We start from the raw sequence: 18418 nt of genomic DNA, 5'->3' as shown, positions 1-18418 counted from the left end.
AATGAAAACTTCAATGGCGACGTAAACTTTGGCTTTGATGTATCAGATGGTACCGATACAGTCTCTGCAAACATCGATGTGAGCGTTACGGCAGTTGATGATGCACCTGTGTCAGGCGACCTAGCGTACTCAATCGACGAAGACGGTTCGATTCGTCTAAGCCAAGAGCAGTTGCTATCACAAGCATCTGACGTAGAGGGCGATGACCTTACTGCTAGCGGCCTAACGGTTGGTGGTGATGCGACGGTTGTAGCTAACGATGATGGCAGTTTCACCATCACGCCAGATGAGAACTTCAATGGCGACATTGATATCAGCTTCGATATCTCAGATGGTACCAATACGGTTCAAGCATCAGCTGACCTAACGGTTAACCCAGTTAACGACCTGCCAGTACCTCAAGAACAACAGTTCAGTATTGCAGAAGACGGTACTTTACAGTTCACAGACGCGGATCTGCTTACAGGCGCGACAGACGTTGAAGGTGATAACCTGACGGTTGAGGGCATCACTTATGAAGGCACTGATGGCGTACTGACTGACTTGGGTGAGGGATCATATAGCTTTGCTCCAAACGAAAACTTCAATGGTGATGTGAGCTTTAGCTTCGATGTGTCAGACGGTACCGATACCGTGTCTGCAAACATTGATGTTAGCGTGACTCCTGAGAACGATCCGCCTGTTGCGGGCTCAACGTCCTACACGGTGAATGAAGATAATTCGATTACCATTTCTGATGCACAACTATTGGCAACATCTTCAGATATTGAAGGTGATGTATCGATAGACAGCGTGACTTACTCTGGTAGCGACGGTGTCCTCGAAATCAATGGTAACGGCACTTACACCTTCTCGCCAAATGAGAACTTCAGCGGTGAAATTGCACTGGATGTGGTTGTTGCTGATGAAGATGGTGCGACCGACTCAACGACCGCGGGCATCAATGTTCTTGAAGTGAACGATCCGCCGGTTGCAGGCCCTACGTCTTACACCATTGATGAAGACTCAGTACTTACCTTCAGTGAGTCTCAAGTGTTGCTTAACGCCTCAGATGTAGAAGGGGATGTTGATCTTGTTGGTATTAGCTACGATGGCCCTGAGGGTATCTTCTCAGTAAATGGTGACGGCACTTGCAGCTTCGCTCCAAATGAGAACTTTAATGGCCAAGTTCAGCTTGATGTCACCATTCGTGATGAAGATGGTGCAGAAGTGGAAACCGTCATCAATGTTGACGTATTACCAATCAATGATGCGCCAGTGTCTGGTGATTTGGCTTACAACGTTAACGAAGATGGTTCAATCACACTGAGCCAAGATCAGCTGTTGTCTCAAGCGTCCGATGTAGAAGGCGAAGATCTAACCGCAAGTGACTTAACAGTTGGTGGTGATGCGACGGTTGTAGCTAACGATGACGGCAGTTTCACGATTACGCCAGATGAAAACTTCAACGGTGACATTGATATTCAATTCAACATCACTGACGGTACTGACACGGTTCAAGCAACCGCCGATCTTACTGTTAACCCAGTTAATGACTTGCCGGTTCCTCAAGACCAACAATTCAGTATCGCAGAAGACGGTACGCTTCAATTTACAGACGCCGACTTACTTACCGGTGCCACCGATATTGATGGCGACGACTTAACCGTTGAAGGTATTAGCTATACAGGTGGTGATGGCGTACTGACCGACCACGGTGATGGTACTTATACCTTTGCGCCAAATGAAAACTTCAATGGCGATGTGAACTTCAGTTTCGATGTGTCTGATGGCACAGAAACCGTTAGCGCTAACATTGATGTGAGTGTGACTCCTGAGAACGATCCGCCAGTTGCGGGTTCAACCTCATACATGGTCAATGAAGACAATGCCATCACAATTTCTGATGAACAGTTGCTAGCTAACTCTTCGGATATTGAAGGTGCGGTGTCGGTTGATACTGTGACTTACAGTGGCACTGATGGTGTGTTCCAAGATAACGGCGATGGCAGCTATACCTTCCTTCCTAATGAAAACTTCAGCGGTGATATCAGCCTTGATGTGATTGTTGCAGATGAAGAAGGTGCAATTGATGAAACCACAGCAGGTATTACCGTTCTTGAAGTGAACGATCCACCAGTTGCGGGTCCAACGTCATACACCATTGACGAAGATTCGGTTCTGACGTTCAGTGAATCTCAGATTCTTGTGAATGCTTCGGATATCGAAGGCGATGTAGAACTTGTTGGCATTAACTACGATGGCTCTGACGGTATCTTCACTGTAAATGGTGATGGTACATGCAGCTTTGCATCCAACGAAAACTTCAATGGTCAGGTTCAACTGGGTGTGACCATTCAAGATGAAGATGGCGCAACGGTTGAAACACACATTAACGTTGATGTATTGCCAATCAATGATGCGCCAGTATCGGGCGATTTGGCTTACACCATCAATGAAGATAGCTCCATCACGCTAAGCCAAGAGCAATTGCTAGCAAGAGCAGGTGATATCGATAGCGATAACTTAGAAGCTATCAATCTATCTACTGATGAAAATGCGACCATCCAACACAATGATGATGGCAGCTACACCATCACACCGAACGCAGATTACAACGGTGACCTAGATCTGAACTTCGATATCATCGATAACGATGGTGGTTCAGTTCAAGTTGGCCTAGACATTACCGTGAATCCGGTTAATGACTTGCCACAAGCGCAAGATCAACAGTTCACGATTGAAGAAGACGGTACGTTACTCTTCACCGATGCTGACCTGCTTGCAGGTGCGTCGGATATTGATGGTGATGAACTGTCGATTGAAAACGTACTCTACACAGGTGCAGATGGTGTTCTTAGCGATAATGGCGACGGCACATATAGCTTTGCTCCAAACGAGAACTTCAATGGTGATGTTCAATTCTCATTCGATGTCTCTGACGGTACTGATTCAACATCAGCTGTTATTGATGTCAGCGTAACGCCTGAGAATGATCCACCGGTAGCGGGCTCGACATCTTACACAGTCCAAGAAGATGGCCAAATCACGATCAGTGATGAGCAACTATTGGCAAATTCTTCCGATGTAGAAGGCGATGTTTCACTGTCTGGAGTATCGTACTTCGGTGATGACGGCTCATTTGTTGATAATGGCAATGGTACTTACACCTTTACGCCAAATGAAAACTTCGATGGTGATATTTCACTAGACGTTGTTGTCGTTGACGAAGACGGTGCAACCGCAACCACAACCGCTGGCATCGATGTTATTGCTGTGAATGATGGACCTGAAACTTCGGGCATTCAGGCTGAAGTCGATGAAGATAATTCAATCACCATTACTCAAGAGCAGTTACTCGCTAATGCGACCGATGTTGAAGGTGATGAGTTAACGGCATCTAACCTACAAACCAACGATCCAGATGCGACAATTGTTACTAATGACGATGGTTCATTCACTATTACGCACACAGAAAACTTCAATGGCGAGTTGGACTTCACATACAGCATCAGTGATGGTGAGAATGAAGTTCTGACGACACTCGACTTGACGGTTAACCCTGTCAACGATGCGCCAGAAGCGGGCGATGAAATCTTCATCCAAGCGCAAGAAGACCAAACAGTTGGTGTGACACTTCGTGAAGAACCAGCACTACGTTTAGACCAAGCGCCAGAAAACGGCATCATTGAAGCAAATGTTAATGACGAATGGGTGGTACTGGAAGTAGGACAAGAAGTTCCTGCAGATACCGAAGTGCGCTTTGTTCCAAGTGAAGATGCTCTTGCTGAAGGTACACACACCACACAAATCGGTACGTTTGACGATAACGCGAGTGTGGATGATTGGGGTACAGAAGTTGACCCTTATACGCGTGAGTTCTCAGATGGTGACTTAACGGTAACTGTTCAAAGTAACGATGACCCTCTTGGTGCCTGGAATGGCAACACCCACATTGGTCATGGTATCGGTGATACTGACCGCCAAGGCTTAAGTGGTGATGAGAAACTGACGGTTTCAGTTGAAGGTCAAGACATCAATGAAATCAGTTTCCACCTAGATGGTTTGGGTGGCTGGTTCATGGAAGAGTCTCGTCACTTTACAGAAGTAGAAATCAAAGCGTTCAATGAGGATGGCGACCTAATTGACTCGATGACTTACCACAAAGAAGACCGTGGTACTTTCGAGACAGATTACACGCTAACGGTTGATCAACCAGTGTCCTACTTTGAGCTTGGTACCGTGCAAGGTAATGGTACTTACGTCGTTCAAAACATGACAGTGTCACAAACTTGTCATGATGAAGCGGTGTTTACATCGATTGGTGTAGATGGTTCAGAGATTACTGAAACGGTTGAGTTGAATATCCATGCGGGTGACAACGAAATCGAGTTAACGGCTGATCTTCCGAATATTACTGTCGATACCGATGGTTCTGCCCAGTTTGCTTCGGTTGTGATTACCGAAGAGCAACTACTGGCGCAAGCATCTGATATTGATGGCGACGACCTTGATATTGAAAATCTAGAGCTAGTGGGTGAAAACTCAGAGCATGCAACACTCACCGATAATGGTGATGGCACTTGGACGGTAACACCGGATGAAAACTTCCATGGTGAAATCGAACTTGGTTACCAAGTTACCGATGGTGAGCTGACAGACAGCAATATCATCAATATCAATTTCGAATCAGTAAATGATGCGCCAATCGTTTCTGGCCCGATTGTTCTATCGACAGATGAAGATGAAGGTATCACGTTCAGTGCAGATGACTTGCTAGCGAACACCACAGATGTGGAAGGCGATACGCTGTCTATTTCTGACATCACTTACGGTGGTGATAACGGTGAGCTAGTTGATAACGGCGATGGTACGTTTACCTTCATGCCGAATGAAAACTTCAATGGTGAAATCGACATCGACTACAAGGTGTTTGATGGAACTGATGAAGTTGCAACGCATCTAGACCTAACGGTCGTACCAGTCAATGATGTGCCGGTTCCGGGTGAACCATTGCACACCCAAATGCTTGAAAACGGCTCCATGATCATCGAAGCGAAAGACCTATTGTCTGGTGCTACCGATGTTGATGGCGACATTCTTCATGTCGAAAACCTATTACTTGCAGACCAAACGCAAGGTACGTTAACGGATAACGGTGATAATACCTTTACCTTCGAACCTGCAGAAGACTTCTACGGTGAAGTGAATCTGACTTTCGATATCAGTGATGGCCAAGCAAGCGCACCAAGTACAGCAAGAGTTGACGTTGAAATTGTCAATGAAGGCCCAGAGGTTGGTGGTCCAATTGAAGCCGCTGTTGATGAAGATGGTTCAATCACTATCACTCAAGAGGATCTGTTAGCGAATGCGACGGATGTCGATGGCGACAACCTTGAAGCCGTTAACTTAGCGACCAACGATCCAAATGCGGTTGTTGTAGAAAACCCAGACGGTAGCTTCACTATTACACCAAGTGCAGATTTCTTTGGTGAGATTGAGTTTACTTATGATGTCACTGACGCGATCGAAACTGTTGCGGCTGACCTCAACCTAACCGTAAACCCTATCAACGATGCTCCAGACGTGCCTGACATGTCTTTCACTACGGAAGACGGTCAAGCGATTACCATTACCGAAGCTGAACTATTAGCACAAGCGACAGACATTGAAGGCGACGAACTGTCAGTTGTGAATGTGACGAGTGCAAGCGACACGGTAGAAGTCACAGACAATGGCGATGGAACATACACATTAACACCAGAGCAGGGCTTCTTCGGTAACGTTGACTTAGCGTTTGATGTGAGCGATGGCACTGATGTGGTTGCCGCAAACATCGACCTAAAAGTTGAGTTCGTCAACGATGCGCCAGAAGCGACGCCAATGGCGGCAGATGTCGACGAAGATGGTTCAATCCTCGTTACACAAGAAATGTTGTTGGAGAACGCGAGCGACCAAGATGGCGATGAGTTGTTTGCAAGCGCGCTTGAAACTAACGATCCAAATGCCAGCATTGTAGACAATGGTGATGGCACGTACACAGTGACACCTTCAGAGAACTTCAATGGCGATATTGCATTCACTTATGAGGTGAGCGACGGTGAGCTGAGCACGTCTAATGATATGACATTGACCGTTAATCCGGTGAATGACATTCCAATTGTTGCTCCAGGAATGTACCACATCGAAGAGGATGGCAGCATCCTGTTCACTCAAGAAGATCTATTGAGTGCTGCAATTGATATTGATGGCGACGACCTAAGCGTTACCAGCATCAATTACTCTGGTGATGAAGGCACAGTAACCGACAACGGCGATGGCACGTTCAGCTTCGTTCCTGAAGAGCACTTCAGTGGTGATCTGCAGTTCAGCTTTACTGTGACAGACGGTACGGATGAAGTTGAACAAGACATTAATGTTCACATTGAAGCAGTTGCTGATGCGCCTGACTTAGTTATCACGGATGGTGATGGTGTTAACGTCGACGACCAGGCGATTTTGGTTGAGCCAGGCGGTATTGTTGAACTGAACATTGCTGCGGCACTTGTCGACCAAGACTTGTCTGAAACACTCACTGTTACAGTAGATGGTGTGCCAGAAGGTTCGGTTATTCAATACGATAACGAAGGCGTTCTGAATGACCAAGAGAACGGTATCACCAGTTACAACGACACTGAAATCACAGTAACGTTTGAAGGTGAGACGGCTGGCTACCAAAACGCTGCGGGTTACTACAAAGTAGACGAAGACGGCAACATCACAGGTGTTGAAGTTGTTTACGAAAACGCATCACAAGTTGGTGGTGGCGGCGACCTTGTTCCAGGGCAAGATCAATTCAGCTTCCAAGTCGAGGAAGGCGAAAGCTTTAACCTGTTCTTAATTCCAAACGGACATCAGCACAACGACTTTGATGCGATGCAAGACGGTCAGTACGAGTTCCGTGCTGAGGATGGTTCGCCTGCGAACATGGATACGGTTGATCCTCAACTTGTCTTTGTGGCTGCTGATGGAACCGAGACAGTGATTCAAGGCCAAAATGGTGACGCGATCTTCCATGGTGGTTCAAGCTCTCAGCTAAACCAAGATGGTATCGAACATACTCGTACTACGGTTAATGAAGACGGCGAGCTGGTTTACGGATTTGAAGATTTGTATGGCGGCGGTGATGCTGACTATTCTGACTTCAACTTCACAATCGATGTCGGTGAAGTGAACAGCCAAATCTACAGCGGTGAAGTAACGGTTGGCCCTGATGGTACGGTGAACTTACCAACAACGGCTATCGAAAATGCGTTACAAATCCAGTTACCAGAAGACTTCAATGAGCAGCTTGAAGTTCATGTAACCGCAACTGCGACAGAGTTATCGAATGATGATTCTGAAACGGTATCTCAAACCATCTACATTAACGCGACAGGCGCGCACATTGAGCACGCACCTGAAGCACTTCCGGTTTCTGCAACGGTTGAAGAAGATGGTTCAATCATCATTACGCAAGAAGACTTATTGGCTAATGCGCGTGATTTAGATGGCGATCAGTTGACGGCTCTGAATTTAGCAACCGATGATGAGAGCGTTACGATTACCGATAACGGTGATGGTACGTACACATTAACGCCAGATGCTGATTTCAATGGCGATGTGAGCTTTACGTTTGATGTGTCTGATGGTGATGATGTTGTCTCTACCAACCTTGAGTTAACAGTTTCACCAGTAAATGACGGTCCAGAAGCACAAGACCACGCATTCACAGTCGGCGAAGATGGCGTGTTAACGTTCAATGACCAAGACCTATTAACAGGTGTAACGGACATTGAAGGGGACGACCTAAGTGTTGAAGGTGTAACTTACACTGGCGCAGATGGTGTCCTAACCGATAATGGCGATGGCACCTACAGTTTCGCGCCGAATGAAAACTTCAATGGCGATGTGAACTTCTCGTTCAATGTATCAGATGGAACCGATACGGTAACCGCTAACATTGATGTGAGCGTGACGCCAGAGAATGATCCTCCGGTTGCGGGTAGTACGTCTTACACGGTTCATGAAGACAACTCTATTACAATCAGCAACGAACAACTGCTAGCGAACTCTTCGGATATCGAAGGCGAAGTCGCAATTGATAACGTGACTTACAGTGGTAGCGACGGTGTTCTGGAAATCAACGGTGACGGTACATACACCTTCTCGCCAAACGAGAACTTTAATGGCGAAGTTAGCCTAGATGTTGTCGTGACGGATGAAGATGGCGCGACTGAAGCAACAACGGCGGGTATTACAGTCCTTGAGGTGAACGATCCGCCAGTTGCTGGCCCAACGTCATACACCATCGATGAAGATTCAGTACTGACTTTCAATGAGTCTCAAGTTCTGTTGAACGCTTCTGATATTGAAGGTGATGTTGAGCTTGTTGAGATCAACTACGACGGTCCAGACGGTATCTTCTCTATCAATGGTGACGGTACATGTAGCTTCGCTCCGAATGAAAACTTCAACGGCCAAGTGCAGTTGGATGTGACCATTCAAGATGAAGACGGCGCTCAAGTTGATACGTTTATTACGGTTGATGTATTACCAATCAACGACGTACCAGTATCAGGCGACCTTGCATACAGTGTTGAGGAAGACGGTTCGATTACCTTGAGCCAAGAGCAACTTCTTTCGCAAGCGAGTGATGTAGATGGCGACGACCTTACTGCTTCTAACTTGATTGTTGATGGAGACGCGACGGTTGTTGCTAACGATGACGGCAGCTTTACCGTTACGCCAGATGCGAACTTCAATGGTGACATTGACCTAACGTTCGACATTAGCGATGGTACAGACACGCTCGTTGCGACGGCTGACCTAACCGTTAACCCAGTCAATGACCTTCCACAACCACAAGATCAAACGTTCAGCATTGGCGAAGACGGCATCTTGAACTTCACAGATGAAGACTTGCTAACAGGTGCTACCGATATCGATGGGGATGACCTATCGGTTGAAGGCGTGACTTACACAGGTGCCGACGGTGTTCTTACTGACAATGGCGACGGAAGCTACAGCTTTGCGCCAAACGAGAACTTCAATGGTGATGTGAACTTCAGTTTTGATGTGTCAGATGGCACGGATACAGTTCAAGCCAACATTGATGTCAGCGTGACACCAGAGAACGATCCACCGGTTGCAGGTAGCACGTCTTACACCGTTCATGAAGACAACTCAATTACCATCAGTGACGAACAGTTACTTGCTAACTCTTCTGACATTGAAGGTGATGTGGCAGTCGATAGCGTGACTTACACTGGCGCTGACGGTGTCTTTGAAGACAACGGTGACGGTACTTACACCTTCTCACCAAACGAAAACTTCAACGGCGAAGTTAGCCTTGATGTTGTCGTAACTGATGAAGAGGGCGCAACTGAAGCGACCACCGCGGGTATTACTGTACTTGAGGTGAACGATCCACCAATCGCAGGCTCAACCAGCTACTCAGTCAACGAGGACGAAGTTATCACCATCAGTTCAGAGCAACTGTTGGCAAACGCTTCTGATATCGAAGGTGAAGTGGCGATTGATAGCGTTAACTACACAGGTTCAGACGGTATCTTTACCGACAATGGTGACGGAACATTCAGCTTCGCACCTAACGCTAACTTCGATGGCGACGTAAGCCTTGATGTTGTCGTTACTGATGAAGAAGGCGCAACCGTAGCGACCAACGCAAGCATTGATGTTCTGCCTGTTAACGATGCTCCGGTATCGGGCGACTTGGCGTACAGCGTGGACGAAGATGGCTCAATTACCTTGAGCCAAGAGCAATTACTTGCTCAAGCGAGTGATGTTGATGGCGATGACTTAACAGCGGCTAACCTAACCGTTGGTGGTGATGCGACAGTTACAGCAAACGATGATGGTAGTTTCACTATCACGCCAGATGCTAACTTCAATGGCGACATTGATTTGAACTTCGACATTACCGATGGCGATGCGACGCTTCAAGCAACGGCTGACCTAACGGTTAACCCAGTTAATGACCTGCCAACAGTCGGTGAGCCACAATTTGTGACTCAAGAAGACACCAGCTTTACCTTCACAGAAGAACAACTGCTGCAAAATGCGGGCGACATTGATGGTGATAACCTATCGGTTGAAAATGTGGCTTCAGATAGCGGTACTTTGGTTGATAACGGCGACGGCACTTACACATTCGCACCGAATGAAAACTTCGACGGCAATGTGAATGTGACGTTCGACGTGAATGACGGTACCGCGACAGTACCAGCAGAAGCGACGATTGATGTTCAATCTGTGGTTGATATGCCAGAGCTGTCGATTGCTTCTGACCTAGTGATTGCTTCAGACAACTTCGAGTCTGGCTCAAACGGTTGGAATACAGGCACAGAAAGCTCTCAAGGCTTCGAGTCGGGTGACATGCTAGGTCGTATTGGTGGAACGGGCGGTGATGAAGCCGTCAGCAAAACTTACGACATTCCAAGTGATGTGAGCGAAGTTAATATCTCGTTCAACTTCTACGAAATTGATTCTTGGGATGGTGAGTCGTTCCAAATCTTTGTCGGCGGCGAAGAGCTAACGACATTAGATAATTCTGCGTTCCGTACTCAAGATGGCACAACAACGCTTTACGATTCAGAAGGAAATGAAGTCGGCGAAGTGGTTCACGGCGTATCGCAAGGTGAGGGCTTCAGTGGTTGGAATGACCAAGCACATCAAATCAACCTAACGGTACCAGTAGAAGACGGCCAACTTGAACTTGGCTTCGGTTCAACCCTGAATCAAAGCGTCGATGACGAGGCGTTTGGTATCGACAACATCGAAATCACAGTGTCTGACGCGGATTACCAAATCATTGGTACTGAAGACACACCTGTACCACTTGATATTGATGCAGCTCTAACAGATACCGATGGCTCAGAAAACCTTGCTATCTTGATTGAAGACGTGCCAGAAGGCAGCTCGCTTTCTGCAGGTACCGATAACGGTGATGGCACTTGGTCATTGCAACCAGGCGAGCTAGAAGGGCTAGAGTTTATCCCTTCAGGTGACTTCAATGGTGATGTGGTTCTAACTGTGAATGCAACATCAACAGATGTTGATACCGGTACAACCGCAACAGCTACGCAAGACGTGACGATTCACATCTCACCTGCGAACGATGCTCCAGAAGTTGACGGTGATATTAGTGCCGTTACAGCCGAAGATAACAGCATCACGCTAACTCAAGAGCAGTTGCTAGAGCACGCTGTTGACATTGATGGGGATGACCTATCCGCAATCAACCTAACCACCAATGATGAAAATGCGACCGTTCAAATGAACGACGATGGCAGTTTCACCATTACACCGAGTGAAAACTTCAACGGTAATATCGAATTTAGTTACGATGTCACCGATGGAGAGGACATGGTCGCTGCTGGCCTAGACTTGACGGTAACACCTGTCAATGATGCGCCAGAGCCACAAGATCAAGCATTCACTATTGGTGAAGATGGGGTTCTTAACTTCACTGACGCAGACCTGTTAACGGGTGCAACGGATGTTGAAGGTGACGACCTAACAGTCGAAGGTGTGACATACACTGGTGCTGATGGTGTGCTTACCGACAATGGTGACGGAAGCTACAGCTTTGCGCCAAACGAGAACTTCAATGGTGATGTGAACTTCAGCTTTGATGTGTCAGATGGCACGGATACGGTTCAAGCCAACATTGATGTGAGCGTGACGCCTGAGAACGATCCACCAGTGGCGGGTAGCACGTCTTACACTGTGCATGAAGACAACTCAATCACGATCAGTAACGAACAGCTATTAGCCAACTCTTCAGATATTGAAGGTGAGGTTGCGATTGATAGCGTGACTTACACTGGCAGTGATGGTGTGTTCGAAGACAACGGTGACGGCACTTACACCTTCTCTCCAAACGAGAACTTCAATGGAGATGTGAGTTTAGCGGTTGTTGTTACCGATGAAGAAGGGGCAACAGAAGCGACTACCGCGGGAATCACTGTACTTGAGGTGAACGATCCGCCAATCGCAGGCTCAACCAGTTACTCAGTCAACGAAGATGAAGTTATCACCATCAGTGCAGAGCAACTGTTGGCGAACTCTTCTGATATTGAAGGTGAAGTGGCGATTGATAGTGTTACTTACACAGGCGCTGACGGTATCTTTACTGACAACGGCAACGGCACATTCAGCTTTGCACCGAACGCAAACTTCGATGGCGATGTTAGCCTAGATGTAGTGGTGACAGATGAAGAAGGTGCGACAGTAGCCACTAGCGCAAGTATTGATGTTCTTCCAATTAACGATCCACCTGTATCGGGTGATTTGGCATACAGCATTGATGAAGATGGTTCCATTACTCTGACTCAAGAGCAGTTGCTATCTCAAGCATCGGATGTGGACGGCGATGATCTTAGCGCTGCCAACCTAACCGCGGGTGATAACGCTACAGTTACGGCAAACGATGATGGTTCATTTACCATTACCCCAGATGCCGACTTTAATGGCGATATTGACCTAAGCTTCGACCTTTCTGATGGTACTGAAACGGTTGTCGCAACGGCCGACCTTACTGTGAATCCAGTGAATGACATCGCGGTTGTAGAAGATGTCGCTTACACCATTGAAGAAGATGGTTCACTTACCTTTACAGACGAGCAACTGCTAGCGGGTGCCTCTGATATTGATGGTGACGAACTTTCAGTTGCTGATGTGTCTTACACTGGCGCAGAAGGTGTGTTCACTGACAATGGCGATGGCACTTACACCTTTGCACCGAACGAGAACTTCAATGGTGACGTAAGTCTGGACTTCTCAGTATCTGATGGTACAGATACGGTTGACGCAAATATCGACGTAACGGTAACAGACGTTAACGATGCACCAGTCGCAGGCGCAACGTCTTACCAAATGAACGAAGATGGCACCATCACATTGAGCCCTGAGCAGTTGATTGCTAACAGCTCCGATGTGGACGGTGAAGTGTCGCTTGATAGCGTGAGCTACTCAGGTGCAGACGGTATATTGGTTCAAAATGAAGATGGTTCGGTAACGTTCGCACCAAACGAAAACTTTAACGGCGACATCAACCTTGATGTGACAGTTATTGATGACGACGGTGCAACGGCTCAGACTACTGCTGGTATTGAAGTCATTGCAGTTAACGACGCACCAGTGGCCGGAAACGTGGCTTACTCGGTTGATGAAGATGGTTCAATTACGCTATCTCAAGAGCAGTTGCTGGCTAACGCATCCGATGTTGATGGTGATGCACTGACCGCAAGCAACCTATCTGCAGGTGACAATGCGACTGTAACAGCGAACGAAGATGGTTCATTTACTATCACTCCGGATGCTGACTTCAACGGAGACATAGACCTAAGCTTCGATGTTTCAGATGGCCTTGAAACTGTTCAAGCTGGCGTCGACCTAACGGTTAACCCAGTCAATGACCTACCAACAGCAGAAGACCAAAACTTTACCGTTGAGGAAGATGGAACGCTAATCTTCACGGATGCAGACCTACTAGCAGGCGCTGCAGACATTGACGGCGATGACTTGTCTATCTCGGATGTGTCTTACACGGGTGCAGAGGGTGTGTTCACTGACAACGGTGACGGCACTTATAGCTTTGCTCCGAACGAGAACTTCAATGGCGATGTAAACCTTGGCTTCACAGTGACTGATGGCACTGAGACAGTCGATGCGAATATTGGTGTGACGGTAACGGATGTTAACGATGCGCCAGTAGCGGGTTCTACGTCTTACCAAATGAACGAAGATGGCACCATCACAATCAGCCCTGAGCAGTTAATTGCTAATAGCTCTGACGTTGATGGCGAAGTGTCGCTTGAAAGCGTGACTTACTCAGGCTCTGACGGCACCTTGATTCAAAACGATAATGGGTCTGTGACCTTCACGCCAAGCGAGAACTTTAATGGTGATATCAGCCTAGATGTGGTTGTGACCGATGATGACGGTGCAACTGCAACAACAACGGCAGGAATCGAAGTTCTGGCTGTGAACGATGGACCAGAATCTGAGGAAGTGAAACTAACCACAGCCGAAGACAGCACCATCCTTATCACACAAGACATGTTGTTAGCTCAAGCTACCGACATCGATAACACCGCAGATGAGCTGTCAGCTTCGGGTCTACAAATCGACCCTAGCTTAGGTGAGTTGCTAGATAACGAAGATGGTACTTGGTCATTTACGCCAAACGAAAACTTCAACGGCGATGTGCCAATGACGTTTAACGTTAGCGATGGCCAAGAGACAATTTCAGTCGACGGCAACATCGATGTTACGCCAGTGAATGATGCACCTGAAGCGCCAATGATTGAGATGCAAGGCGAAGAAGATGTGGTCATGGTGATTGACCCAGCTTACATCGCGGATCAAGTGACAGACCTTGATGGCGACGAGATCAGCATTGAGAGCATCACAGTTCGAGCTCCAGCGAACGCGACCTTAACTCAGCAACCAGACGGCATGTATCACTTAGTGACTACTCAAGACTTCAATGGCTTAGTGGAACTGGGTTATCAAGCTACTGACGGTGAAGAAGTGGTTGATGGCTCGCTGAATGTGGATGTCATTCCGGTTAACGACGCACCATTCAATGTCGGCAACGCAATGATGACCACAGACGAAGATGGCGCGTTCACCTTCGATGCTGGCGACTTGATGAACTTGTTCGGTGACATTGATACCGCAGACCTTGTTGTTTCTCGCATTATCACCGCAGACGGTGAAGATGGCGGAGAAGTTACAGACAACGGTGATGGTACTTGGACATTCACACCAACAGGCGACTTTGCGGGTGTTTCTGACCTACAAGTTGTCGTGAGTGACGGTGAGTTTGAAACCGTTCTCGATGTTCCTGTGTTCGTACGTCCTGTCGCAGATGGCGCGGTTATTTCAACTGACCATGACGGTCCATTGGTGTTCGGTGAGGATGAAACCGGTCACTTAGGACTGAATGTTGGCCTAGTCGATGACTCAGAGACACTGAGTAACCTAGTGATGACAGGTTTCCCTGTTGGATTCGAGGTAACAGATGGTGTGAATACCGTGATGATCACCGAGCCGGGTCAATACATCGACCTGTTCGACTGGGATATCTCAAACATTCAAATGACGCCTCCTGAAGACTTCCATGGTGAGTTCTTCGTAACGGTTAGCGCAACAACGGTTGATTACGGAGATGAGCCGGAAGCGTTTGAAGATGGCATCGATTCTGGTGATTTCGAAACCGTAGCGGGTGATTCCATCATCCTAACGGCGGACGACCTAATCGGTTTGGCTGAGAATGTGGATGCTGACAGTGATGATGAAGTGAAACTGGTTCATCTTGCCGACCGCAGCCAAGGTGAGATTGTCGATAATGGCGATGGCACTTGGACCTTCACACCAGCACCAGGCTTCACTGGCGAAGCAGATATAGCTTACGTGGTTGATAAAGATGGCGTGCTTCATGATGAGCAAACTGGCGTAGTCGTGAAAGAAGGTGACGCGCAAGGGAATGCAGCACCAGAAGTTAACAGCATCACAACGACGGAAATCGCAGCGGATGCCACCTTGTCGTTCACTGATGAAGACATGTTAGCGAATCTGAGCGATGCAGAAGGCGACAGCTTGAGCATTGAGTCAGTAAGTTTGATGGAAGGTCAGGGCGTAATTGAGAGCGATAACCAAGGTAACTATCAATTCACTCCTGCTGAAGACTACACCGGCGATGTTCAAGTTGGGTTTATAGCGACCGATGGCGAAAATCGCATCGAAAGCTTCTTCAATGTGGATATCCAAAGTGGCGATGAAGCAGCGGCGAGCGAAGGTTATACCTTAGCTGATGATGGTTCACTAACTATCACGGATGCACAGCTGGTGGATGAGTTAGGCGTCAGTGATTCTGCACAAGTTGTTGATGTTGCAGACGCGAACGATGCTGGCTTCTTTGCCGAATCAGGTGAAGGTGAGTGGACTTACTGGCCGAACGAAGACTTCGGTGGCAATTTAGCGATGAATGTTGAAGTTAACGACGGCGGTGAAGTATCAAGTCACAGCTTAAGCATCCAAGTTGAAGATGATTCAGTACAAAGTGATGAACCACAAGTCCAAGCTGCTCAAGCAACAGAAGAGCAACAAGTGGAAGTGGCTCAACAAGCTGATGACCAAGCACAAGATGCTGAAACTGAAGACAGCGCAGCAGATGTAACTGCGGCGCCGGGCGATACTATCTCTATCTCGATTCCAGATGAGGTGAGTGGTAACGAATCGGTTGATTACGCTGATATGTCTGGCTTACCTGAGGGCGCTACTGTAAGTAACGCACTGGATAACGGTGATGGTAGCTTCACAATCAGTGGCAACTTAGAGCAGCCTGTATCTGTTGAACTTCCAGAAGGTTACGAAGGTACTAGCGAGATCCAATTCCAAGGTTACGACGAATTGGGTAGCTCAATAGACGGTGCTAGCGGTTCTGTTGAAGTTGAGGTCGATGATCAATACACCATGCAAGGCTCTACGCAAGAACAGCAACCGGACATGGCAGGTATGGAATCTGGTGGCAGCGACTGGACAAGTGCGGGAGGTCAAGACCAAGGTGTCGACTTCACGGACGACTCTGGAAGTTTCGATTCAGATTCTCAAACTGGAACCGATCAAGGCAACGACTTCGACCAAAGCTCGATTTAATCGAGAGGGCTTGGTTTTAGTCTGAACCGACATTTAGTCTAAACCGACAAGTAGATAGGGCAGCGTAAAGTTGCCCTCATTAAAGCCATGTAGAGTTATTGATACATGGCTTTTTTTTATTTATTTTTTTGTTTCGCTAAATAAACTTGAGAACAGGTAAATATGTCCTTAATTATTAGAAGGGTCCGTTAGACAGGAGGGACGACATGTATCGTTATGTCAGTTCACCGCAAGCGTCGAAGTACATAGTGCCACCGCCTCAACATCGAGAGTTGTCGAGTGTGGATGTGCCTGAGTCTGAATTAGAGATGCGAGAAATATTGAATAATTGGTTTGCTGATGGTTTAGCGCCCATTATTGAAAGTGACGATGACTACATCTCTGCGAGCGATCACGTTCGATTTGAAAAGCTTAGCCGCACCGTTGGGATGTTGTTGAGAAACAAAGATTATTATTTTGCGGCTAAACGGATTTTATCAGTGTGGGAACAAGATTGTCTTGAAACCACTTATATCAATTATCTCATTTTGCGCAGTGAGCGAGTCACTTCTTTAAGGTAAGTTAATGGTGTGGCATTTGTCATTTGTCATTTGTCATTAGGCATTAGGCATTAGGCATTAGGCATTAGGCATTAGCGACTTAGGGTTCGTGTGCTTACGATTTTTTTATTTTTCTAACGAATCAGCAAACAAAAAGGGCAAGCTTGGAGGCTCACCCTAAAGGTCTTTGTTTTGGCTTAACGTTATTTTCAACTAATTCTCAACTGGGCTACGACTTACACCCAACCATCAAATTTGAGTCGTTTTTGAATTCTTTCGACCGCTTCTTTCTGCATTTGTCTAACACGTTCATTAGAAACATTCACATCCAACATTTGTCCGACCTCAGACAGCGTTTTCACCTTGTTATCAAAGAAACCAAAACGGTGGATGAGCACCTTTTGTAATTTTGGAGGAAGTGTATAGATGATTTGTTCTAGAGCTTGGGTAAAGGATTGATCCTCACAATCTTGTTGAGGGTCTGGGATATATTCACTTTCGCATTGATCAAGCACCATAGGCGCATGGCTAGTTCCAACCGTTGTCGTCACGTCAATAAACCCGCTTAACGCCACCAGTTGATCGACGCGTTCGGCCCTTACACCTGAACTGTCTGATAGCTCAGAAATTGAAACCTCTTTACTCATTTTTTTGCTTGCATCGAGCTTTTTTGAGGCGAGGCTGTTTATTTCTTTACACACGTGAGCTGGCAATCGAACGGTTCGACCCGTGTTCATGAGTGCGGCTTCAATGTTTTCGCGGATCCACCAAACAGCATAGGTTGAAAAACGATAGCCTGGTTCTGGATCGTATTTGTCGATGGCCTTAATCAAGCCAATGTTGCCTTCCTCGATCAGGTCGAGCAGGGTGAAATTATTGCCTTTACGTTTTAGGTAACTCTTTGCGATTTTCACAACAAGGCGCAGGTTTGATTCGATCATGACATCACGCGCTTTTTTATCACCCGCGCGATTCAATTTTGCGTAATACACCTCATCTTCACGCGACAGCAGATCAATGCCAACAATATCTTTCAGATAATGAGCATAAGGGTCTGCACTGGTAGAAAATGATTCGGTAATGGGTGTTTCATCCGTGAGCCCCTGAAACGCAGCAAAACTATCGTTGTTCATTTCCTTGTCCTTATCTAGCCGACTGAACGTTTTAGTTTTTTTTATTATGCCACCAAGTGA

Annotated in this window: 3 protein-coding genes; 2 read left to right on the top strand and 1 reads right to left on the bottom strand. The window is 47.0% G+C overall.

Features of this window, described 5'->3' with window-relative positions:
* The coding region (locus tag AB4493_RS02700; protein ID WP_372154475.1) for a tandem-95 repeat protein at positions 1–16686 on the top strand (16686 nt) is incomplete at its 5' end.
* Between the two features lie 206 nt (positions 16687–16892).
* Positions 16893–17246, top strand: coding sequence for a hypothetical protein (locus tag AB4493_RS02695; RefSeq protein ID WP_017060510.1), 354 nt, complete (start codon positions 16893–16895; stop codon positions 17244–17246).
* A gap of 215 nt (positions 17247–17461) precedes the next feature.
* Here AB4493_RS02695 and AB4493_RS02690 read toward each other — a convergent pair whose 3' ends face one another.
* The gene (locus tag AB4493_RS02690; protein WP_372154474.1) at positions 17462–18358 is read right to left on the bottom strand and encodes an RNA polymerase sigma factor RpoD/SigA; all 897 of its coding nucleotides are present in this window, start codon (positions 18356–18358) and stop codon (positions 17462–17464) included.
* Positions 18359–18418: the final 60 nt, after the last annotated feature.

It is taken from the genome of Vibrio sp. 10N.222.55.A1 (assembly GCF_041473835.1).
Classification (GTDB): Bacteria; Pseudomonadota; Gammaproteobacteria; order Enterobacterales; family Vibrionaceae; genus Vibrio; species Vibrio crassostreae_C.
This window is presented reverse-complemented; position numbering and strand designations above follow the sequence as displayed.

Bases quoted from the DNA above. Each gene is read 5' to 3' on its own strand.
- AB4493_RS02690 (WP_372154474.1), bottom strand. From the start codon at position 18,358: ATGAACAACGATAGTTTTGCTGCGTTTCAGGGGCTCACGGATGAAACA.
- AB4493_RS02695 (WP_017060510.1), top strand. From the start codon at position 16,893: ATGTATCGTTATGTCAGTTCACCGCAAGCGTCGAAGTACATAGTGCCA.